Raw genomic sequence first — 19,765 nt, forward strand, 5'->3', positions numbered from 1 at the left:
AACTCCGATGAAGAACCATCTCGTTGACGCCGTCTAAGGTCCACGTGAACGGTTATGACGGGTCATTGCCCAGTTTGGAACGAACTGGCTCGTTCCAAACTAGAGCCAGCGTGGTCAAATCCTGCCGCGGGCGCCAGCGTTTCAGCCTGCGATCAAACATGTTTATCCGCCGCCCACATGCGTGCATGGAGGCGCGATGCTCGATCTTTCGACTGTGCCGTCTGCCTATACCGCCAACGCCCTGCCGCCCGATTTCGTCGTGATCGACGTCGAAACCGCGTGTTCGCGAGTCAGCAGCATCTGCCAGATCGGCATTGTCGGGTTTCGCGACGGGCGCGAGATCTTCGAATACGAGACGCTGCTCGATCCGCGCGACGAATTCCATCTGTTCAACACCCGCATCCACGGTATTGCCGAGCATCACGTCGTCGGCCAGCCTAGCTTCGCCGACGTCCACGGCATCGTCCACGGCCATCTGTCGGGGCGCACGACGGTCGCGCATTCCTATTTCGACAAGGGCGCGCTGGCCGCCGCATGCCGGGTCCATGACCGCCCCGCAATCGAGACGGTCTGGCTCGACAGCGTGCGCGTCGCCAAGCGCGCGTGGCCCGACCTGGAAAGCCACAGGCTCGGGTTGCTGGCGCGATATCTCGGGATCGAGCACAAGCATCACGACGCGCTCAGCGATGCACGCGCGGCCGGCTGGGTGATCGTCAAGGCGATCGACCATACCGGCATCGCGCTCGACGAATGGCTCGCGCCGCCGCGCAAACCCGGCCCCGCCCCGCGCCCGGCGCCGTCCGGACCGCTCAGCGGCGAACGGATCGCGATCCTCGGCGAACCCCGCGATGGCGCGCTGGCCTGCCGGATCGCCGCACTGGGTGGCCGGATCGTGTCGGCGGTCGGCAACACCACGACCGCGCTGGTGATCGCCGGACGCGCGCCGTTCGCCTATTCCATCCGCAACAGCGGCGCGTTCCGCCGCGCGGAGCAATATCGTCGCCTCGGTGGTGCGATCCGTATTCTCTCCGAACACGAACTGGACTTGCCGAACATGGCCGCGGGACCGGTCAGCGGCTGAATATTTCCTTCGGGATATGCGTGATACGGCACGCCAGATCCGCCTCGCCGCTCGCCACGACATAGAAGTCCCCGGCGTCGGCGATGCCGGTCGTGAAGACGACGTTGTCGAGGTACATCTGGTCCTTCAGCGGCTCGGTCAGTGCCGGGTTCGGCTCCAGCAGCGCGGTATGCTCGGTCGCGACGGTGATCGACGGGTCAGCCTTGTCGAGGATCGACCAGTAGGTGCGGTAGATGCCGACCACGCCCGACGGCTCGACGCCGTGCCACAAGGTCAGCCAGCCGCGATCGGTCAGGATCGGGGGCGCGCCGCCGCCCATCCGCGCGGTCGCGACGGTGGCGGCGTGGGGGCGGATACCGGGCTTGTCGTGGGGCTTCCAGTGGAGCGCATCGGGCGAGCGCGACAGGTTGATCGAGGGGCCGCTGCGCCACTCGCTGCCCGGCGGATAGGCGAAATACAGGTCGCCGAGCGGGCGGGTCTGTGCCCAATATTGCCCGTCGATCAGCCCTTCGAAGATCAGCATGTCCTTGTTCTGGTGATCGAGCACGATCCCTTCGAGCTGCCAGTCGAGCGCGTCGGCGGACGAATACAGCGTCGTCGAATGCCGCTCCGGGCTGACCGAACAGGTGGTCATCAGATAGCTGTCGCCGACCTTCGAAATCCGCGCGTCCTCGACGCCGTAGCATTGGTACGAGGTGCGCGGCGCAATCGCCTTGTCGTAATGCACCGCCACCACCGAGCGGCCCTCGGCATCCAGTTCGACCGGCAACAGCCACGACAGCGACGTCAGCGCCATCACCTTCCACCCGCCGCCCGGGATCAGAAATTTCCGCGGGTCCTTGGTGTCCACCTGCTGCAACGGCCACGCATCCAACACATACGCGCCGTCCTCCCAGCGGATCGCGTGCACGTTGCCGTCCTTGATCGGCTTTTTCAGCGCCTCGGCCACCCGCACCATCAGCAGCAGATTGCCGTTCGCCAGCCGCGTCATCCCCGGATTGAACGCGCCGAGCACATAGGTCTCGGCATCGACTTTCCCCGCCAGTGGCGAGCGCGACAGGTCGATGTCGGCGGGGGTGAAGACGAGCTGGTCGAACATGCTACTCTCCTTGGGTATCTGGTCTAGCGCGTGGCGCGGGGGCCACCCCCCTTCCGTTCGCCATGAGCGATGTCGAAGGGTACACCCCAAGCGGAGGTGGGCTTACTCCCCCTCCAGCGCCCGCGGGACGATCACGATCTGCTGGATGACCGAGCGCGTCGGCTGCGTCAGCACGAACTCGACGCCCGCGGCGATGTCTTCCGCGCGCAGCATCTGTTCCGCCTCGATCATCTGGCGCTGCTTGTCGTCGGGCACGTCGGGATACTGCATGTTCGACCCGACCTTGCCGGGCTCGACCAGCGACACCTTGACCCCCTTTGGCCCTACTTCGCGCCGCAACGCCTCCGAAAACCCGGCGATGCCCGACTTGATGCCGGCATACACCGTGGAACTCGGTCCGAGGATATGCGCGCTCAGCGAGCCGATGATGACGATGTCGCTGATCGGCTCCATACGGTGCGCAGCATGGTGCGCGCTGAGCAGGTATGCAGTGAAGTCGACGGCGATCGCATAGCGCAGCTCGTCCTCCGTCATCTGCATCAGCCCGCCCGCAGCGACCGCCGCATTGATGACGGTGATGTCGAAGCCGCCGAGATACGCTTCGCCCGCATCGAAGAACGCGCGGACCTTGTCGGGATCGGCGAGTTCGGTGATCATCCCGTCGCCCTCGCCGACCTCGCGAATGTGGGCGAGCGCGTCCGCCAGATAGCGTTCGTCGCGCCCGCAGACGAAGACCTTCGCCCCCTCTGCCGCCAGCAACACCGCGATCGCCCGCCCGATCCCGGTGGTCCCCCCGGTGATGATCGCGCGGCGGCCCTTCAAGGGGCGAACGGTCGTGTGTCGGTCGGAGAGATCGGTCATCAAGTATCCCGGTTGTCGGTAGAATGTCGGCAGGAAGCGCGTCCTAAGCGCGAACGCCCGCACCCTCAAGGCCATGCTCCAGCGCCCGCTCGAGCAGCCGGTCGATCGGCGCCTGCAGGATCGTCTCGGTCAGCGTCGGCGCGTGCCCGACCCCCGGCACCGTCACCAGTTCGACCCGGTCGAGCGACGCCGCCATCCGTTCCGCCGTCGCCGCCGACAACAGGTCGGACCGCCCGCCCCGCACGATCAGCGTCGGCACGTCGCGCAGCGATCCCAGCGCCTGCCACATGTCCGGCCCGGCCTCGTTGCCCGGCACGCGAAACGGCTCGGCGATCTTCACATCGTAATCGAGCACGATCCGCCCCGAACTGTTGAGCCGGTACAGCCGCTTGGCCATCGCCAGCCAGTCCTCGATGGCGAAGTCGGGATAAACGTCGTCGTTATTCTCCGCGACGCACCGCGCGGCGTGCATCCAGGTCGGAAACACGCTGGCCTTGCCGACATAGCCGCGGATCCGCGACAGCCCTTGCGCATCGATCTCCGGTCCGACATCATTGAGCAGCGCGCCGAGCATCCGTCCCTGCGACGGCCCCGCCATCAACATCGTGACGATTCCGCCGAGCGACGTGCCGAACGCGATGTAGCGATCGATCCCCTGCTCGGTCAGCAACGCCTCGACGTCTTCGACGTAGGTCGTCGGAACATAGGACGTCGGATCCTTGGCGTACGCACTCTCGCCGCGCCCACGAAAGTCGATCGCGATCGCCCGCCAGCGTCCTGCCAGCCGCGCCGCAAGCGCATCGAAATCGCGCGCGTTACGCGTCAGTCCGGGCAAGCAGAGGATCGGCGGCTGCCCTTCCGCCCCGCCCGGATAGTCGCGCGCGTGCAGTTTCAGGCCGTCGCCGGACGACCAATAGAGGTTTTCGTAAGCGGCCATGGTTGCGTCCTTCGGGTAGCGGCCACCATATCGCTGCATGCCTATCGACCCGCAAGCCTATCGCCCTGAAGCTGCACTCTTGACGCTCGGGGACGCGTTCTTCGATCCGGTCGCACCGGCAGACTTCCCCGAGACACGGCTTCGGTTCCGCAACGACCGCGCTGCCGCACAGGTCGGCCTGAACACGCTCACCGACGACGAATGGACCCGGCATTTCGGACGGTTCGAGCCCTTGCCGGACACGCTGCCCCAGCCGCTCGCGCTGCGTTATCACGGCCACCAGTTCCGCAACTACAACCCCGATCTCGGCGACGGTCGCGGCTTTACCTTCGCCCAGATGCGCGACGACCGGAACCGGTTGGTGGACCTCGGCACCAAGGGCTCGGGCCAGACCCCTTGGAGCCGCGCCGGCGATGGTCGCCTGACGCTGAAGGGCGGTGTCCGCGAGACCCTCGCGACCGAGATGCTGGAGGCGTTGAACGTCCCTACCTCGCGCACGCTGTCGCTGATCGAGACCGGCGAGGAGTTGCAGCGCGGCGACGAGCCCAGCCCGACGCGGTCCGCCGTTCTCGTCCGGCTCAACCACAGCCACGTCCGCATCGGCAGCTTCCAGCGCCTCGCCTACGAACGCGACGAAGCGGCCCTTCGCAAACTCGTCGGCTACACGCTCAGCAATCTCTACGACGAGGACAGCGACGACCCGGTCCGCCTGCTCGACCTCGTCGTCGCCCGCACCGCGCGCCTCTCCGCGCGCTACATGGCGGCAGGCTTCGTCCACGGCGTGCTCAATTCCGACAACATCAACGTGACCGGCGAGAGCTTCGATTACGGCCCGTGGCGATTCGCGCCGACCTGGGACCCGGCCTTCACCGCCGCCTATTTCGACCACCAAGGACTGTATTCGTTCGGCCGCCAGCCCGAGGCGATCCACTGGGGTGTGATGCAACTTGCGGTTTCACTTCGCCAGATCGCCGACAGCGAGCCTTTGGTCGCCGCTCTCGACACGTTCGGCCCGCGCTATCAACCGGAAGTCACCGAAGCGATCCTCTGGCGGCTCGGCGTCCTCCCGCGCGATCCCGACGCCGACCGCGATCTCGTCCAGGCCACCGAGCGCGCGTTGCGTACATCTGGCGTCGGCATCGACCGCTTCTTCTTCGACGTGTTCGGCGGGGATCTGCCCGACACCTACGCCGAACCCTGGACCGAAGTCCGCGCCGCGCTCGCCGCCTACGAACCGCGGAAAGGCCGCGCGCATTCCTATTGGTCGGGCGAACCGTGCAGCATGCTCATCGAGGAGGTCGAGGCGATCTGGGCGCCGATCGCCGAGCATGACGACTGGAGTGCATTGAACGCGAAGGTCGCCAAGATCCGTGAGATGGGCGAAGCGCTGGCCTCCTAACCCCGTCCGTCACCCCGGACTTGTTCCGGGGTCCACCGTTCCGCACGATAAATGCCCTCGGTCGTGCGGCGCCGTGGATGCCGGAACGCGCCCGGCATGACGGATCGTGTGAGGCACACATGGCACATACACATCCTCCAGTAGAAACTCCCCGCGAATCAAGGCAAGAGCGGCCCATGTCCGACGAGATCATCTCCTACGAGCCGGCCACCGGCGCGATTCTCTGGCGCCATCCTGTCGGCGACGTCGATGCCGAAGTTGCCGCCGCGCGCACCGGCTGGTCGAGCTGGGCGTCGAAACCACTGGCCTTCCGGATCGAGACGATGCGGCGCTTCGCCAACATCGTCCGCCAGCGCAACGACGCCTTCACCGACCTGATCGCGCGCGAAACCGGCAAGCCGATCTGGGAAGCCCGCGGCGAAGTCGAGACCGTCATCGCCAAGGTCGACATTTCGGTCAGCGCGTATGCGGATCGTACCGCACAGCGCCGTTTGGAGGCGACGATGGGCTCGCGGATCGCCGTCCGCCACAAGCCGCACGGCGTGCTCGCGGTTCTCGGCCCCTATAATTTCCCCGCGCATCTGCCCAACGGCCACATCGTCCCCGCGCTGATCGCCGGCAATGCGGTCGTCTTCAAACCGTCCGAAAAGACCCCCGCGGTCGGCGCGTTCCTCGTCGAATGCTTCCGCGCCGCCGGCGTCCCCCCCGAGTGCATCAGGCTCGTCATCGGCGGCCCGAACGAGGGCAAGGCCCTCGCAGCGCATCCCGACATCGACGGTCTGCTGTTCACCGGCTCCGCCCGCACCGGACTCGCGCTCAACCGCGCGTTCGCCGAAAAGCCCGAGAAGATCCTCGCGCTGGAGATGGGCGGCAACAACCCGATCGTCGTCTGGGACACGCCCGACCTGCACACCGCGGCGGTGCTGATCATCCAGTCCGCCTTCACCACCGCCGGCCAGCGCTGCACCGCGGCGCGCCGGCTGATCGTCGACACGCGGCTCTACGATCCGCTGATCGCCACCGTCGACAAGATGGTCGGCCGGATCATCGTCGGCGACCCCCATGCGAACCCCGCGCCATTCATGGGACCGGTGATCGACAACGAAGCCGCGGAACAACTGACCGAGAGCTTCCTCGAACTGCTGACACTGGGCGGTCGCCCGATCCGCCATCTCGAACGCCCGGTCGCGGACCTGCCGTTCCTGAAGCCCGCGTTGATCGACGTCACCGACATCGCCAATCGTCCCGATATCGAGCTGTTCGGCCCGCTGCTGCAGGTCATCCGCGTCGACGATTTCGACGCCGCAATCGCCGAGGCCAACGCCACCCGCTACGGCCTGTCCGCCTCGCTGATCAGCCAGACCCCGGCGCTGTACGACCGGTTCTGGGCGAACATCCGTGCGGGTATCGTCAACTGGAACAAGCCGACCAACGGCGCCTCGTCGGGCGCGCCGTTCGGCGGCATCGGCTGGTCGGGCAATCACCGCCCGAGCGCCTATTACGCTGCGGATTACTGCGCCTACCCGGTCGTCAGCAGCGAATCCGAAACCGCGCGTGCGAGCATCGGCATCGGCCTGGCCGACGGCTGACTCTCCAATGCTCCCCCGCCAGGGGGAGGATTCGTGCGAGCATCGGCATCGGCCTGGCCGACGGCTGACTCTCCAATGCTCCCCCGCCAGGGGGAGGATCAGGTCCGACAGGCTGGCCTCTCGGTTCGCCCGGCACAAAAGCAATCCTACCCCCCGCCAAAGCATCATTCGGTTGCGGCGCAGCGCGTTGCCGCCCATCTCTCGTACTATGGCAAGCCTCCTAGACCCTACCGCCCGCGGGCGCGTCATCCTCGTCGGGGCGGGGCCTGGCGATCCCGGCCTCCTCACCGTCCGCGCGGTCGAGGCGCTCAAGACCGCCGACATCGTCGTGCATGACGGCCTGATCGACCCGCGCGTGCTCGATATCGCGCCACCGTCTGCGCAGCGCATCTCGGTCGCCAAGCAGCGCGCGCGGCACACGCTGCCGCAGGAGGCGATCAACGCGCTGATCATCGCGCATGTGAAGACCGGCGCGATCGTCATCCGCCTGAAGGGTGGCGACCCGTTCGTGTTCGGCCGCGGCGGAGAAGAAGTCGAAGCGGTCCGTGCCGCCGGTCTGCCCGTCGAGGTCATCCCCGGCGTCTCCGCCGCGCTTGGTTGCGCGGCCGAGGCGATGCTGCCGCTTAGCCACCGCGATCACTCCAGCGCGGTCAGCTTCGTCGCCGGCCAGTGCAAAGGGCTGAGCGAACAGAATTGGGCCGGGCTTGCCGGGCAGGGCCGTACGCTGGTGATCTACATGGGCATCGCATCCGCGACCGACATTGCCGACAAGCTGATGGCGGACGGCGTCGCGCCCGACATGCCCGTGGCGGTGCTCGAACGTGGCACGCTGGAAGGCAGCCGCGCGATCCGCACCTTGCTTGCCGATCTTGGATCGATGGTGACACGCGAGGCGGTCAAGAGCCCCGCGATCATCGTCGTCGGCGAAGTCGTCGAACTGTCGGACGCCAAAGACAAACTTGCCCGCTGGGCCCGCGTAGCAGAGGACGCCGCCGCATGAAGCTCCTGACCGGAAATGACCTGCCGACCGGCGACGTGATCTGGTGGACCGGCAACGGCTGGTCGCGCCACATCGAGGACGCGACCGACGTCGGCGTCGCCGGCGAAGCGATCCTCCAGGCGGAGGAAGGCGCACGCCGCGTCAACGTCCCCTATCTGATCGAGGCGACGCAGACCGAAGACGGTCCCCGCCCCGCCCACATCAAGGACCGTATCCGCGCGCTCGGGCCCACGATGCGGCCCGACCTGACACTCAAACCCGCCGACCCGACCGCCGGCAGCTGGGTAATCTGACATGTATAAATATGACGAATACGACCAGGCGATCGTCGACCAGCGCGTCGACGAGTTTCGCGATCAGGTCCGCCGCCGCCTCTCGGGCGAGATGACCGAAGACCAGTTCAAGCCGATCAGGCTGATGAACGGCCTGTACCTCCAGCTCCACGCCTACATGTTGCGCGTCGCGGTGCCGTACGGGACGCTCGACGGGCGCCAGATGCGGATGCTCGGGCATATCGCGCGCAAATATGACCGCGGCTACGGGCACTTCACCACGCGGCAGAACATCCAGTTCAACTGGATCCAGCTCGATCAGACCCCGGACATCCTCCAGGAGCTGGCGACGGTCGAGATGCACGCCATCCAGACGTCGGGCAATTGCATCCGCAACATCAGTTCCGACCAGTTCGCCGGCGCGGCCGCCGACGAGGTCGCCGATCCGCGCCCTTGGGCCGAACTGATCCGCCAGTGGAGCACCTTCCACCCGGAATTCACCTTCCTCCCGCGGAAATTCAAGATCTGCGTGATCGCGGCGGACGAGGATCGCGCGGCGATGCGGCTGCACGATATCGGCATCCAGCTGCTGGTGAAGGACGGCGAGCTCGGCGCGAAGATCTTCGTCGGCGGCGGCATGGGCCGCACGCCGATGATCTCCCATGAAATCAGGGATTTCGTCGGCGCCGACGACCTGATGAGCTATCTCGAGGCGTGCCTGCGCGTCTATAATCGCTACGGCCGCCGCGACAATATCTACAAGGCGCGGATCAAGATCCTGCTCCACGAGATCGGCCCCGACGAATATCGCCGTCAGGTCGAGGAGGAGTTCGCCGCGGTGAAGGGCCTCGGCCTCGATCCCCCGCGCGCCGAGCTGGAGCGGATCACCAACCATTTCGGTGCACCCGCGTTCGACGCGAACGCCTCGACCGATATCGATCGCAGCGACCCCGATTTCGCCGTCTGGCTTGACCAGAACGTGAAGGCGCACAAGCAGCCGGGCTATGCGATCGTCAACATCAGCCTCAAGCCGATCGGCGGCATCCCCGGCGATGCGTCGGCGGACCAGATCGACGTCATGGCCGATCTCGGCACGCGCTACAGCTTCGACGAACTGCGCGTCACGCATGCGCAGAACATCGTCCTGCCGCATGTCCGCATCGCCGATCTCCACGCGGTGTGGACGGCGCTCAACGACGCCGGGCTTGCGGAGGCCAATCTCGACCTGATCAGCGACATCATCGCCTGCCCCGGTCTGGATTATTGCAGCCTCGCCAATGCGCGCTCGATCCCGCTCGCGCAGAAGATCGCGACGCGCTTCGGCAGCCTCGACCGCCAGCGCGACCTGGGCGAACTGAAGCTGAAGATCAGCGGCTGCATCAACGCCTGCGGGCATCATCACGCCGGCCACATCGGCATCCTCGGCGTCGACAAGAAGGGCACCGAGAATTACCAGCTCTCGCTCGGCGGGTCGGGGGCGGAGGATGTCAGCCTCGCCAAGATCACCGGCCCCGGCTTCTCGGAGGACGGCGTGGTCGACGCGATCGAACGCGTCACCGACCGCTATCTCGAAGTCCGCGAGACCGGCGAACGCTTCCTCGACACCTATCGCCGCGTCGGCTTCGAAACGTTCAAGGAGGCGATCTACAGCCCGGTAGAGGGGGAGGCCAAGTGAGCGACACCCTGCTCCGCTTCCGCGACGACGAGCCGCATGACGAGCCAGCGGTGACGCTCGATTCGTTCATCGGCCAGAGCAATGCGGCCGCCGTGCGGCTGGAGGCGGGCGACGATGCGCGCGCGCTCTTGCCGCAGATCGCCCAGCTCGCGCTGATCGAGGTCAGCTTTCCCGGCTATCGCGACGGGCGCGGCTATTCGTCCGCTCGCATCCTCCGCGAGGCGGGCTACACGGGCGAGCTCCGCGCGCAGGGCGACGTGCTGGTCGACCAGATCCCGCTGATGCGGCGGTGCGGTTTCGACAGCTTCGCGCCCGAAGCGCCGATCGACATCGACGTGCTGCGTGCCAGCTTGGAACGGTATGATTCGCCGTACCAGAAGGCCGCAGACGGCGCGGTACCGATATGGAAACTGCGCCATGGGTGAGCCCGCTCGCAAGCTCGACATGATCGACGTCACCCCGGCTTTCACGCGCGCCGATGCGGCCGCGATGCAGGCGCGGTTCGAGGGCGTCTCCGCACAGGACATGCTGCGCGAACTGCTGGTCGGCGAACTCGCCGGGCGGATCGCGTCGGTGTCGTCGTTCGGCGCCGAGTCCGCGGTGCTGCTGCACATGGTTGCGCAGGTCGATGTCGACGTGCCGGTGGTGTTCACCAACACGCAGAAGATGTTCGGCGAGACGCTCGCCTACCGTGACGAACTCGCCGAAAAGCTGGGTCTCACCGATCTCCGCGTGTTCCGTCCCGATCCGCGCCTGCTCGCGATCAAGGACAAGACGGGCCTGCGCTGGTCCTATGATCCCGACGGCTGCTGCGACCTGCGCAAGGTCGAGCCGCTGCGGCGCGCGCTCGCACCGTTCGATGCGTGGATTTCGGGTCGGAAGGGCTTCCAGTCGGGCACCCGTACCGCGCTGCCCCGGTTCGAGGAGGATGAGGGCCGGTTGAAGATCAACCCGCTCGCCGATTGGGACAAGGCCAAGCTCGACGCCTATTTCGCCCAGCACGAACTCCCCCGGCACCCGCTCGAGGCGCAGGGCTATCTCTCGATCGGCTGCGCGCCCTGCACGACGAAAGTCGCCCCCGGCGAAGACCCGCGCGCAGGCCGGTGGCGCAGTTTCGACAAGGTCGAATGCGGCATCCACGCGCCGACCGATTACGACCCGATGATCTGATTCGGGCTGCCGACCGGAGCATCCTCCCCCGCCAGGGGGAGGTGTCAGCCGCAGCCTGACGGAGGGGGCGGTAAGCGATTACCGATTCTTCGTGCCCGCCCCCTCCGTCGCCTACGGCGCCACCTCCCCCTGGCGGGGGAGGATCAGCGAATACGCTCAATAGTCCGCGAGATCCGAGAACTTCGTGATCGTCGGATCGAACTTCATCCGCACCTTGCCGGTCGCACCGTGACGCTGTTTCGCGATGATCAGCTCGGCAAGCCCGTACACCCGCTCCATCTCCGCCGCCCACGACGCGTGATCCTCGAAGATCTTCGAGCTGTCCCCTTCCGCCGGCCGCTTCGGCTCCTTCGACGCGACGTAATAATCCTCACGGTACACGAACCAGACCATGTCCGCGTCCTGCTCGATCGAGCCTGACTCACGAAGATCCGACAGCATCGGCGTCTTGTCCTCGCGGCTTTCGACCGCTCGCGACAGCTGCGACAGCGCTAGCACCGGCACGTTCAGATCCTTCGCGAGCGTCTTCAGCCCGCGCGAAATCTCCGAAATCTCCTGCACGCGGTTGCCGTCCTTGCTCTTGCCGGAACCCGACAGCAGCTGGAGGTAATCGACCACCACCAGCCCGATCTCGTTATTGTGCCGCCGCTGCAACCGGCGCACGCGCGTATGCAGCGCACCGATGGACAGGCCACCCGTATCGTCGATGAACAGCGGCAAATTCTCCAGCTCGGCGGCGGCGGCGGCGAGCTGCGCGAACTCGGTGCGGCTGATCTTGCCCATGCGGAGCGCTTCGGAACTGATCCCAGACTGCTCGGCGAGGATACGCGTCGCGAGCTGATCGGCGGACATCTCGAGGCTGAAGAACGCGACCTTCGCGCCGACCGAATCCTTGGGGGCGATCCCGTCGGCCATGTCGCGCATCCAGCGCCGCGCCGCGTTGAACGCGATGTTGGTGGCGAGCGAGGTCTTGCCCATGCCCGGACGCCCGGCGAGGATCATCAGATCGCTGTGATGCATGCCGCCGATCTTCGCGTTGATCGAATCGATACCGGTGGTCACGCCCGACAGATTGCCCCCGGAGTTCAGCGCACGCTCTGCCATCTTGACCGCCGCAGTGGTCGCCTGCGCGAACGACTTCACCGTGTTCTCGGCGCCGCCGTCCGCCGCGACCTTGAACAGCTCCTCCTCGGCCAGCTCGATCTGCGCGCGCGGATTGACCTCTTCCGAGGTGTCCATCGCGCGGTCGACGAGCGTACGGCCCACCGAGACTAGCGCGCGAAGCATCGCGAGATCGTAAATCTGCTGCGCGAACTGGCGCGCACCGATCAGACCCGCGCCGCTACCCGTCAGCCCCGCCAGATAGGCCGGGCCGCCCAGCTCGCGCATGCCCTCGTCCGCGTCGAACATCGGCCGCAGCGTCACCGGCGTCACCAGCATGTCGTTGCCGCGCAGCGTCTTGATCGCGGCGAAGATGCGGCCGTGGACGGGTTCGAAGAAATGCCCCGGTTCCAGCTTATCGACCAGATCGTCCGCGAGCCGGTTGTCGATCATCATCGCGCCGAGCATCGCGGCCTCGGCCTCGACGTTGCGGGGAAGTTGCTGCGGCTCGGGCACAGCGGTTACGGGAAATGCGAGAGTTGCCATCCCCCGCACCTACGCGATGCGCGCGCGCCGCACCAAGCGCGATCCGAACGGGATGCGGTGGAATGATGGGGATAAGTCGGCGTACGGACCAAGTGACAGGCGATACGACCCCCGCTATCGCATCGAGCATGGCCGACCCACGGATCATCGATGTGCAACTCGACGAAACCAGTCTCGGCTGGCGCTCGCCCGACGTCGAGCAGGAGCGGCGGATCGCGATCTTCGACCTGATCGAGGGCAATCACTTCGCGCCACAACGGGCCTATCCGGACGGCTATGCCGGCCCGTACAAGATCAAGCTCCAGTCGGAGGAAGGGCGCCTCGGCATCCATATCCACCGCGAGGACGATACGCATCTCGAAACGCTGGTGCTCGCGCTCGGCCGCTTTCGCCGGCCGATCAAGGATTATTTCGCGATCTGCGACAGCTATTACCAGGCGATCCGGCAATCTTCGCCCGCGCAGATCGAGACGGTCGACATGGCGCGGCGCGGCGTCCACAACGAAGCGGCCGAGCTGCTGAAGGAGCGCCTCGACGGCAAGATCGAGGTCGATTTCGACACCGCGCGTCGGCTGTTCACGCTGATCTGCGTCCTCCACATCCGCAACTAGAAGACACATGGCTTACGGACTTTTGAAATTCGCTGGCGCGCTGGCCGCGGCCGGCTTCGTCGGCATCTGCGGCTGGACCGCCGCGACTGGCTGGCATCCCGACGTGAAGCAGTATCCGTTGCAGGGCGTCGACCTTGCCGAAAATCCCGGCCCGGTCGAATGGGGCACGGTGCGCGCGAGCGGCGCCGACTTCGCCTATATCGTCGCGACGTCGGGCACCGATCGCCGCGATCCGAGCTTCGAGGCGAACTGGGCGGCCTTGCCCGACGCGGGGCTCCGGCGCGGCGCGGTCCATGTCTATTCGCTGTGCCAGCGTGCCGACGAGCAGGCCAACGCGTTCAACACCTTCGTACCCCGCGTCGCCGATTCGCTGCCGACTGCGGTCGACATCGCCTTTCACGACGACTGTACCGCACGGCCCGATCGCGCGACGCTGGTCGCCGACATCGGGACGTTCGTGACGATGGTCGAAACGCACACCGCGCAGCCCGTGATGCTGCGGATCAGCAAGGACGTGGATGCGAAATACGCCCTGTCCGGCGCCGTGCCGCGTCCACTCTGGGCGGTGGCGAACCTCATCAAGCCAGACTACACTGCGCGACCGTGGCGGATGTGGCGCGCGAGCGATTTTCGTCGCATCGACGGGATCGAGGGACCGGTGAACTGGGACGTGGTGGCATCATGACTGAACACGCAATCGCACTCGTGGCGGCAGCGCGCGACGCCGCGCGCAACGCGCACGCCCCCTATTCGCGGTTCGCGGTGGGTGCCGCGGTGCTGCTTGACGACGGCAGCGTCATCACCGGCGCCAATTTCGAGAATGCCAGCTACGGCCTGTCGCTGTGCGCCGAGACGGTCGCGATCGCCACTGCCAGCGCGGCGGGCCGCCTGCGCGATATCGTCGCGATCGGCGTGATCGGCGGCGCGATGGACGCGGACGGCCGTGCGACCGGCATATCCCCCGTCAGCCCGTGCGGCCGCTGCCGCCAGGTCATCAACGAAGCCGCACAGATGGGCGGTCGCGACCTGCCCGTGCACTGTGGCGCGGCGGAAGGCGACGCGATCCGGTCATACCTCGTCTCGGAGCTGCTCCCCGACGCGTTCGGCCCCGCTGACCTGGGGATCAGCTAGTCGGGCTGGCCTTCCCGTCCCGCCCGCGGCCTAACGGGCCGGCGTTTCGTAGAAGCCGCGGAAGCGCTTGCTCGGCTCGAACAGGCGGGTCTGGCCGATCACCGTTTCGCCCGCACCCATCACGAGCACCCCGCCGGATTTTAACGAGGCCGCGATCTTGGGGAACACCTGCTCCTTGGTGGTCGCGGACAGATACAGCAGCACGTTGCGGCAGAGCACGATATCGAACTGGCCGACCGGTGACGGATCCGCCATCAGGTTCATGCGCCGGAAGACGACGCGCTTGAGCAGGTCGGGCTTGGCGATCCAGTCGCTGCCGGTGGTGTCGAACCAACGGACCATCCGCCGCATCGGTAGGCCGCGCTGGATCTCGAATTGCGAGAACCGGCCCGAGCGCGCACGGGCGATCGCCGCGTCCGAGACGTCGGTGGCGACGATCTCCGGCATCGGCGCACCCGTCGCCTCGTGCCGATCGGCGAACAGCATGGCGAGCGACAACGGTTCCTGCCCGGTCGAACAGCCAGCACACCAGATGCGAACGCGGCGCCTCCCATTTTCGGCCCCAGCTTCGGCCCCAGCTTCGGCCACCGCCACTGCCTCGGCGAGCATCTCGAAGACCTGGGCGTCGCGGAAGAACGAGGTTTCCTGATTGACGAGGGCGTCGACGATCCGGTCGCCGATCAGCCGATCATTCCCCTCCAGCAACTGCGTTACCAGCTGGTCGAGCGTGTCGAGATTGCGGTCGCGGAGCAACGGTTTGAGCGCGGTATCGAGGCGCCAGGAGCGATAGGCGGCGATCTGCTGCCCGGTTCGCGCCTCGAGCAGCGCGGTCAGCACGCTGATCGCGGTCTGCGACGCGGGCGGGAACGCCGCGGAGCCAGGCGTCATGGCCGACGTCGCGATGCGATCAATGCGCCGATCGCTGTGGGTGACAGAAGCGCGTCGGCGACTCCCGACGAGGCGACCGCGCCGGGCATGCCCCAGACCACCGAACTGTCGCGGTCCTGCGCGACGACGCAACCGCCGGCATCGTGCACCCGCTGCGCGCCCTCCGCGCCATCGCGCCCCATGCCGCTGAGGACGATCGCCAGTACGCGTGCGCCGTACACCTCCGCGATAGAGGCGAGCATCGGATCGACCGACGGCATACAGCCGCTGCCGACGGGTTCGTGGGTCAACCGGAAGGCGGCGCCACCGTCACGCAGCTTGACGCATTTCAGATGCGCATCGCCCGGCGCGACGATGATCCGGCCCGGCCGAATGCGCAGTCGGTCGGTCGCGACATCACAGGGGCGCCCGGCGAGCAGTGCGATCTGCGCTGCGAAATAGGGCATGAACGATGTCGGCAGATGCTGGGTGATGACGATCGGCAGGCGGAACCCGGCAGGCACCGCACGGAACATCTGGCTGATCGCGTGGATACCCCCGGTCGAGGCGCCGATCGCGATGATATCGTAATCTTCGCTTGTGGAAACAAAGGGTAGCGCGGAACGGGTGACTTGGGATGATGCGAGCGAACGTGCCGTTGCCGTCGGCTCAGTCGTCGGCGTGGACCGGACGAACGCGACCGGTGGCAGTTGTGCCGGATCCTCGCAGAGCTTTTCGAGCTTCGTGACCAGCGCGCTGCCGAACCGCCCGGAAAGCGCCCCGGCGGAGGGCTTGATCAACGTCTCCGCCGCCCCCAGTGCAAGCGCCTGCATGGCTTTGGGCCCACCTTCGTCCGCGCTCGACGAGACGATCAGGACCTTGGCGCCCTGCCCGGCAGCGATCAGCGCGGGCAAGGCCGTCAGCCCGTCGATCCCCGGCATCTCGATATCGAGCAGGATGAACTCGACCGTCGCCCGGCCCAGAAACTCCAGCGCCGCCGCCGCACTGCCGACCGCACCGACCACGGAGAACCGGTCGCTTGCGTCGATCGTCCGCGCGATGACCGCGCGCGCCACGACCGAATCGTCGACGAGCAACACGCGTGCCGTGTCCGCGCTGTCGCGATCTACCCGTCGCGGAACGAAGAGGGGTCGGTTCGCCACCGTCTTGCCCGAATCAGGCCATGCCGACGATCTGGAGCTTCGATTCCAGCGTGTCGCGATCGAAGGGCTTCATGACGTATTCGTCCGCTCCCGCCTCGATCGCGGCGCGGATATAGGCCATGCCGTTCTCTGTCGTGCAAAACACCACCTTGGGCCGGCGCGGTATGTCGGCCTCGCGCAGCGCGCGCAGGAAATCCATGCCGCTCATCACCGGCATGTTCCAGTCGAGCAGGATCACGTCGGGGATAGACGCCATGCACGATGCCAGCGCCTCGCGACCGTCACACGCTTCGGTGACGGTGAAGTCCAGCGTCTCCAGGATGTGGCGCGCGACCTTGCGGATCACCTTGGAATCATCGACGACGAGACAGGTCTTCATGGACAGCCTTCCGGGGGAAATCGTGGAGCCGGTCTACGCAGGAAAGCGTAAGCGCCGGGTTAAGCAACGGAAAATATCAGGCGACGTATCAGGCGGCGGGGTATCAGGCGGCGGGGTATCAGGCGGCGGGGTATCAGGCGGCGGGCACGATAGCGGGGATCACCGCGGCAAGATCGAGGATCAGCAGCGGTTCGCCGTCGCGCTGGACGATCCCGGTCCCGGCCGTCGCCCAACCGCGGTGCAGCGCCAGTCCCGACGACAACGGCAACCGCGCGAACGGCGCGACGTCTTCGACCGAGTCGACCAGGATGGCGTAATGATGCCCTTCGACCACGGTGATGACCGCACGACGGGCGGCGTCGGGTGTCGGCTCCAGGCCGAGCGCGGTGCCGGTATCGATCACCGTCACCACGCGACTGCGCAGCGCCGCGAGACCGCGCACGAACGCGTCCGCGCGCGGCACCGCGACGACCTCGCCGATATCGACCACTGAATCGACCTGCGCGGCGGCGATCGCGACGCCGCGTCCTGCGATATGCGCCACGAGGAACAATTCGCTCACAGCGCCCTCCGTGCCGCCAGCGCGGCGATCAACCCCGGCCGGTCGTAGCGATAGATGCTCGCGTCATCATCCCCTTCGGCGGTCCGCGTCCGGCGCAGCGTCACCACCGGCGCCACCGTCTCGCGGATCGGCGTATCCTCCATCGCCAGCGCCACCGCCGCTGTCTCGCCCGCCGCCAGCGCAGTGACGCAGCGATAGCCAGACGCCTCGAGCGCGGGCTTCAGGAACGTCTCCATCCAGCCCGATCCGTCGACCTGCAACAGGCACACCGGCAGCGCAGCAAGCTTAACCGGCTGGCCCGCGAACAGCGCATGCGGGTCGACCAGCTCGATCTGCTCGCCCGCGATCGAGACCACGCCGGCGATCGGTCCGGTGCCCCGTGCAGGCGCGATCTCGGACGGCAACGCGACGATCTCGATCGCCTCGGCAATCGCATAGGCCATTTCGCTCTCGCCGTCCGTCAGGCGCAACACCGCGACCTCGGTGCGCGCGCCGAACGCGGAGACTGCGTGGAGCGGGATGATCGTATCGCCGATCGACAGCCGCATCGCCCCGCCCGACCAGCGGATCGCATCGACCGGTACCGGCTCGACGCGGTCGATCACCGCCAGCGCGATCGCGCGGCGGCATCCGTCGAGATCGTCGAACAACAACGCGGGCACGCCCGGCACGACCGCCTCGACTTCGGTCGCTGCCGCGACCACCGGCGTAAAGCGCAACCCGGCGACCGAGGCGATGCCCGACGCGTCAAGCAGCAGCATCGGCAGGCCGTTGTCGGGCAGGGTCTTGCCCGCATACACGCCGGTCGCCATGACCGCAGGCGAGGCGGGCTTCACCACCAGCTCCTCGGTGTCGAGCACGGTATCGACGCCGAGCGCGTAATCCCCCTCGCGGGTCGACACGATCACCAGCGTCGGCGGCGCGTCGTCATTCAGCTTGAACAGCTGGCCGAGCGATACCAGCGGCATCCGCCTGCCGCGCACCGTGACGGCGGCGGCGTCGCCGATCGTGTCGATCCGCACGGCATCCCCGCGGACCATCACGATTTCCTCGATCGCCTGGCGCGGCAGCGCGAACCGCTGCGTGCCGACGCCGACGATGATCGTCGACAGGATCGACAGGGTCAGCGGCACGTGAATGACGATCCGCAGGCCTCGCCCGGGATCGTTGGTAAGGACGATACGCCCGCCGATCTGCTCGATATTGGCGCGCACCACGTCCATGCCCACGCCGCGCCCCGAGATCGCGGTCACCGCGTCGCGGCTCGACAGCCCGGCGGCGAAGATCAGGTCGAGCTTGGCCGCCTCGCTCATCGCTGCGAGCTCGGCGACGGTGTGGAGCCCCTTCTCCGCCGCCTTGGCGACGATCCGCGCCACGTCGATGCCCTTGCCGTCATCGGCGACCTCGATCAGGATCTGGTTGCCCGACTGGCGCGCGGAGACGGTCAGCCGCCCGCTCGACGACTTGCCCAGCGCGCGCCGTTCCGCCGCTCCCTCGATACCGTGATCGATCGAATTGCGGATGATGTGGACGAGCGGATCGCGCATCAGCTCGATCATCTCGCGGTCGAGCTCTACATCGGCGCCCTCGATCACGAGGTCGACGCTCTTGCCGAGCTCCGCGCTGGTATCGCGGACCATCCGCGGCAGCGCCGAGAACAGCGCATCGACCTTCTGCATGCGCGTCCGCGTGACGGTATCGCGCATGTCCGCGACGGTCAGCGACAGGCGTTCGAGCGCCGCCTCCACCTTCGGATCGACGTCGCAGTCGCGCAGCCGCCGGGCCAGTTCGTTGCGCGCGAGCACCATCTCGGACATGCCGCTCATCATGTGGTCGAGCAGGTCGACGTTGAGGCGGACGCTACGACTGGCGGCGCGACTGTGCGGGATGGTCGGCACCTGTGCGCAGGGTTGCGCGTCGGGAGCCAGCGCGTCGATCAGCAGGTCCTCGCCCGAATCGTCGAGCGGCGAGCCACTGTCGATCGCCTCGACGATCTCGCCGATCCGGTCGACGATGCCGAGCACTGCGTTGACGAGCGCGGTATCCGGGGTGCGCTTGCCGTCGCGTACCGCGGCCAGCACGTCCTCGGCGGCATGACTCAATCGCGCGAGGCGCGGCAGGTCGAGGAACCCGCAGCTTCCCTTGACGGTATGGACGAAGCGGAAGATCGCATCGAGGCGCCCGCTATCCGCGGGTGCGGCTTCCCACGCGACGATCTCGCCGGAGATCGCCTCCAGCGTTTCGCGCGTCTCGGCAATGAATTCCTGTAACAGATCGTCCATGCGAGCCCCGCGTTCGAGGCCTGTCATGCAGGATGGAGGT

20 protein-coding genes are annotated in these 19,765 nt (G+C 66.9%); 11 read left to right on the forward strand and 9 right to left on the reverse strand.

Annotated elements, in window-relative coordinates; genetic code table 11:
• Positions 1 to 196 precede the first annotated feature (196 nt).
• Complete coding sequence (locus EQZ23_RS03655) at positions 197 to 1,081, forward strand: exonuclease domain-containing protein (protein ID WP_128453071.1); 885 nt, start codon at positions 197 to 199, stop codon at positions 1,079 to 1,081.
• Here the strand turns inward: EQZ23_RS03655 and EQZ23_RS03660 are convergent.
• The 3 genes from EQZ23_RS03660 to EQZ23_RS03670 form a co-directional block, all read right to left on the reverse strand.
• A complete protein-coding gene (locus EQZ23_RS03660) occupies positions 1,071 to 2,180 on the reverse strand; it encodes a glycosidase (protein ID WP_128453072.1) in 1,110 nt (369 codons plus the stop codon). The two genes, EQZ23_RS03655 and EQZ23_RS03660, sit on opposite strands and share 11 nt — an antisense overlap.
• A gap of 102 nt (positions 2,181 to 2,282) precedes the next feature.
• Complete coding sequence (locus tag EQZ23_RS03665; RefSeq protein WP_128453073.1) at positions 2,283 to 3,041, reverse strand: SDR family oxidoreductase; 759 nt, start codon at positions 3,039 to 3,041, stop codon at positions 2,283 to 2,285.
• Between the two features lie 43 nt (positions 3,042 to 3,084).
• A complete protein-coding gene (locus EQZ23_RS03670) occupies positions 3,085 to 3,978 on the reverse strand; it encodes an alpha/beta hydrolase (protein WP_128453074.1) in 894 nt (297 codons plus the stop codon).
• Positions 3,979 to 4,015: 37 nt separating this feature from the next.
• Here EQZ23_RS03670 and EQZ23_RS03675 point away from each other — a divergent pair, with 37 nt between their 5' ends.
• The 7 genes from EQZ23_RS03675 to EQZ23_RS03705 all read left to right on the forward strand — a co-directional run bounded on the left by EQZ23_RS03675 (position 4,016) and on the right by EQZ23_RS03705 (position 11,083).
• The gene (locus tag EQZ23_RS03675) at positions 4,016 to 5,377 is read left to right on the forward strand and encodes a protein adenylyltransferase SelO family protein (protein WP_128453075.1); all 1,362 of its coding nucleotides are present in this window, start codon (positions 4,016 to 4,018) and stop codon (positions 5,375 to 5,377) included.
• Between the two features lie 176 nt (positions 5,378 to 5,553).
• Positions 5,554 to 6,966 carry a succinylglutamate-semialdehyde dehydrogenase gene (gene astD / locus EQZ23_RS03680; RefSeq protein WP_128453076.1) on the forward strand — a complete coding sequence of 471 codons (1,413 nt, stop codon included), beginning with the start codon at positions 5,554 to 5,556 and terminating at the stop codon, positions 6,964 to 6,966.
• 208 nt (positions 6,967 to 7,174) lie between these two features.
• Positions 7,175 to 7,966 carry a uroporphyrinogen-III C-methyltransferase gene (cobA, locus tag EQZ23_RS03685; protein WP_128453077.1) on the forward strand — a complete coding sequence of 264 codons (792 nt, stop codon included), beginning with the start codon at positions 7,175 to 7,177 and terminating at the stop codon, positions 7,964 to 7,966.
• A complete protein-coding gene (locus EQZ23_RS03690; RefSeq protein ID WP_128453078.1) occupies positions 7,963 to 8,259 on the forward strand; it encodes a DUF2849 domain-containing protein in 297 nt (98 codons plus the stop codon). The genes cobA and EQZ23_RS03690 overlap by 4 nt, the downstream gene beginning before the upstream one ends.
• Before the next feature lies 1 nt (position 8,260).
• On the forward strand, positions 8,261 to 9,913 hold the full coding sequence (locus tag EQZ23_RS03695) for a nitrite/sulfite reductase (protein ID WP_128453079.1): 1,653 nt from the start codon (positions 8,261 to 8,263) through the stop codon (positions 9,911 to 9,913).
• Positions 9,910 to 10,338, forward strand: coding sequence for a DUF934 domain-containing protein (locus EQZ23_RS03700; protein WP_128453080.1), 429 nt, complete (start codon positions 9,910 to 9,912; stop codon positions 10,336 to 10,338). The genes EQZ23_RS03695 and EQZ23_RS03700 overlap by 4 nt, the downstream gene beginning before the upstream one ends.
• The gene (locus tag EQZ23_RS03705; RefSeq protein WP_128453081.1) at positions 10,331 to 11,083 is read left to right on the forward strand and encodes a phosphoadenylyl-sulfate reductase; all 753 of its coding nucleotides are present in this window, start codon (positions 10,331 to 10,333) and stop codon (positions 11,081 to 11,083) included. Before EQZ23_RS03700 ends, EQZ23_RS03705 begins: the two co-directional genes overlap by 8 nt.
• 156 nt (positions 11,084 to 11,239) lie before the next feature.
• Here EQZ23_RS03705 and EQZ23_RS03710 read toward each other — a convergent pair whose 3' ends face one another.
• Positions 11,240 to 12,730, reverse strand: a complete 1,491-nt coding sequence (locus EQZ23_RS03710) for a replicative DNA helicase (RefSeq protein WP_128453082.1) — start codon at positions 12,728 to 12,730, stop codon at positions 11,240 to 11,242.
• Between the two features lie 128 nt (positions 12,731 to 12,858).
• On the opposite strand from EQZ23_RS03710, the gene EQZ23_RS03715 reads away from it, so the two are divergent.
• From EQZ23_RS03715 to EQZ23_RS03725, 3 genes are read left to right on the forward strand one after another with little or no spacing between them, the layout of a single operon-like run.
• Entirely contained in the window at positions 12,859 to 13,341 is a 483-nt protein-coding gene (locus EQZ23_RS03715; protein WP_128453083.1) for a UPF0262 family protein, read from the forward strand.
• Positions 13,342 to 13,348: 7 nt separating this feature from the next.
• Positions 13,349 to 14,026: a GH25 family lysozyme gene (locus tag EQZ23_RS03720; RefSeq protein WP_128453084.1), complete on the forward strand. Its 678-nt coding sequence runs from the start codon at positions 13,349 to 13,351 to the stop codon at positions 14,024 to 14,026.
• Positions 14,023 to 14,472 carry a cytidine deaminase gene (locus tag EQZ23_RS03725; protein ID WP_128453085.1) on the forward strand — a complete coding sequence of 150 codons (450 nt, stop codon included), beginning with the start codon at positions 14,023 to 14,025 and terminating at the stop codon, positions 14,470 to 14,472. Before EQZ23_RS03720 ends, EQZ23_RS03725 begins: the two co-directional genes overlap by 4 nt.
• A 30-nt stretch (positions 14,473 to 14,502) precedes the next feature.
• Here EQZ23_RS03725 and EQZ23_RS03730 read toward each other — a convergent pair whose 3' ends face one another.
• From EQZ23_RS03730 to EQZ23_RS03750, 5 genes are all read right to left on the reverse strand, one after another.
• Positions 14,503 to 15,360 (reverse strand): protein-glutamate O-methyltransferase CheR, encoded by an 858-nt coding sequence (locus tag EQZ23_RS03730; RefSeq protein WP_128453086.1) that lies wholly within the window; start codon positions 15,358 to 15,360, stop codon positions 14,503 to 14,505.
• On the reverse strand, positions 15,357 to 16,439 hold the full coding sequence (locus tag EQZ23_RS03735; RefSeq protein WP_128453577.1) for a chemotaxis protein CheB: 1,083 nt from the start codon (positions 16,437 to 16,439) through the stop codon (positions 15,357 to 15,359). Before EQZ23_RS03735 ends, EQZ23_RS03730 begins: the two co-directional genes overlap by 4 nt.
• 76 nt (positions 16,440 to 16,515) lie before the next feature.
• The gene (locus EQZ23_RS03740; protein WP_128453087.1) at positions 16,516 to 16,881 is read right to left on the reverse strand and encodes a response regulator; all 366 of its coding nucleotides are present in this window, start codon (positions 16,879 to 16,881) and stop codon (positions 16,516 to 16,518) included.
• A 133-nt stretch (positions 16,882 to 17,014) separates the two neighbouring features.
• Entirely contained in the window at positions 17,015 to 17,443 is a 429-nt protein-coding gene (locus EQZ23_RS03745; RefSeq protein ID WP_128453088.1) for a chemotaxis protein CheW, read from the reverse strand.
• On the reverse strand, positions 17,440 to 19,725 hold the full coding sequence (locus EQZ23_RS03750; RefSeq protein WP_128453089.1) for a chemotaxis protein CheA: 2,286 nt from the start codon (positions 19,723 to 19,725) through the stop codon (positions 17,440 to 17,442). Before EQZ23_RS03750 ends, EQZ23_RS03745 begins: the two co-directional genes overlap by 4 nt.
• Positions 19,726 to 19,765: the final 40 nt, after the last annotated feature.

Source organism: Sphingomonas sp. UV9 (genome assembly GCF_004101245.1).
Classification (GTDB): domain Bacteria; phylum Pseudomonadota; class Alphaproteobacteria; order Sphingomonadales; family Sphingomonadaceae; genus Sphingomonas.

Bases quoted from the DNA above. Each gene is read 5' to 3' on its own strand.
- EQZ23_RS03695 (WP_128453079.1), top strand. From the start codon at position 8,261: ATGTATAAATATGACGAATACGACCAGGCGATCGTCGACCAGCGCGTC.
- EQZ23_RS03690 (WP_128453078.1), top strand. From the start codon at position 7,963: ATGAAGCTCCTGACCGGAAATGACCTGCCGACCGGCGACGTGATCTGG.
- EQZ23_RS03720 (WP_128453084.1), top strand. From the start codon at position 13,349: ATGGCTTACGGACTTTTGAAATTCGCTGGCGCGCTGGCCGCGGCCGGC.
- EQZ23_RS03725 (WP_128453085.1), top strand. From the start codon at position 14,023: ATGACTGAACACGCAATCGCACTCGTGGCGGCAGCGCGCGACGCCGCG.
- astD (WP_128453076.1), top strand. From the start codon at position 5,554: ATGTCCGACGAGATCATCTCCTACGAGCCGGCCACCGGCGCGATTCTC.
- EQZ23_RS03730 (WP_128453086.1), bottom strand. From the start codon at position 15,360: ATGACGCCTGGCTCCGCGGCGTTCCCGCCCGCGTCGCAGACCGCGATC.
- EQZ23_RS03740 (WP_128453087.1), bottom strand. From the start codon at position 16,881: ATGAAGACCTGTCTCGTCGTCGATGATTCCAAGGTGATCCGCAAGGTC.
- EQZ23_RS03660 (WP_128453072.1), bottom strand. From the start codon at position 2,180: ATGTTCGACCAGCTCGTCTTCACCCCCGCCGACATCGACCTGTCGCGC.
- cobA (WP_128453077.1), top strand. From the start codon at position 7,175: ATGGCAAGCCTCCTAGACCCTACCGCCCGCGGGCGCGTCATCCTCGTC.
- EQZ23_RS03675 (WP_128453075.1), top strand. From the start codon at position 4,016: ATGCCTATCGACCCGCAAGCCTATCGCCCTGAAGCTGCACTCTTGACG.
- EQZ23_RS03655 (WP_128453071.1), top strand. From the start codon at position 197: ATGCTCGATCTTTCGACTGTGCCGTCTGCCTATACCGCCAACGCCCTG.
- EQZ23_RS03665 (WP_128453073.1), bottom strand. From the start codon at position 3,041: ATGACCGATCTCTCCGACCGACACACGACCGTTCGCCCCTTGAAGGGC.
- EQZ23_RS03705 (WP_128453081.1), top strand. From the start codon at position 10,331: ATGGGTGAGCCCGCTCGCAAGCTCGACATGATCGACGTCACCCCGGCT.
- EQZ23_RS03750 (WP_128453089.1), bottom strand. From the start codon at position 19,725: ATGGACGATCTGTTACAGGAATTCATTGCCGAGACGCGCGAAACGCTG.
- EQZ23_RS03670 (WP_128453074.1), bottom strand. From the start codon at position 3,978: ATGGCCGCTTACGAAAACCTCTATTGGTCGTCCGGCGACGGCCTGAAA.
- EQZ23_RS03710 (WP_128453082.1), bottom strand. From the start codon at position 12,730: ATGGCAACTCTCGCATTTCCCGTAACCGCTGTGCCCGAGCCGCAGCAA.
- EQZ23_RS03715 (WP_128453083.1), top strand. From the start codon at position 12,859: ATGGCCGACCCACGGATCATCGATGTGCAACTCGACGAAACCAGTCTC.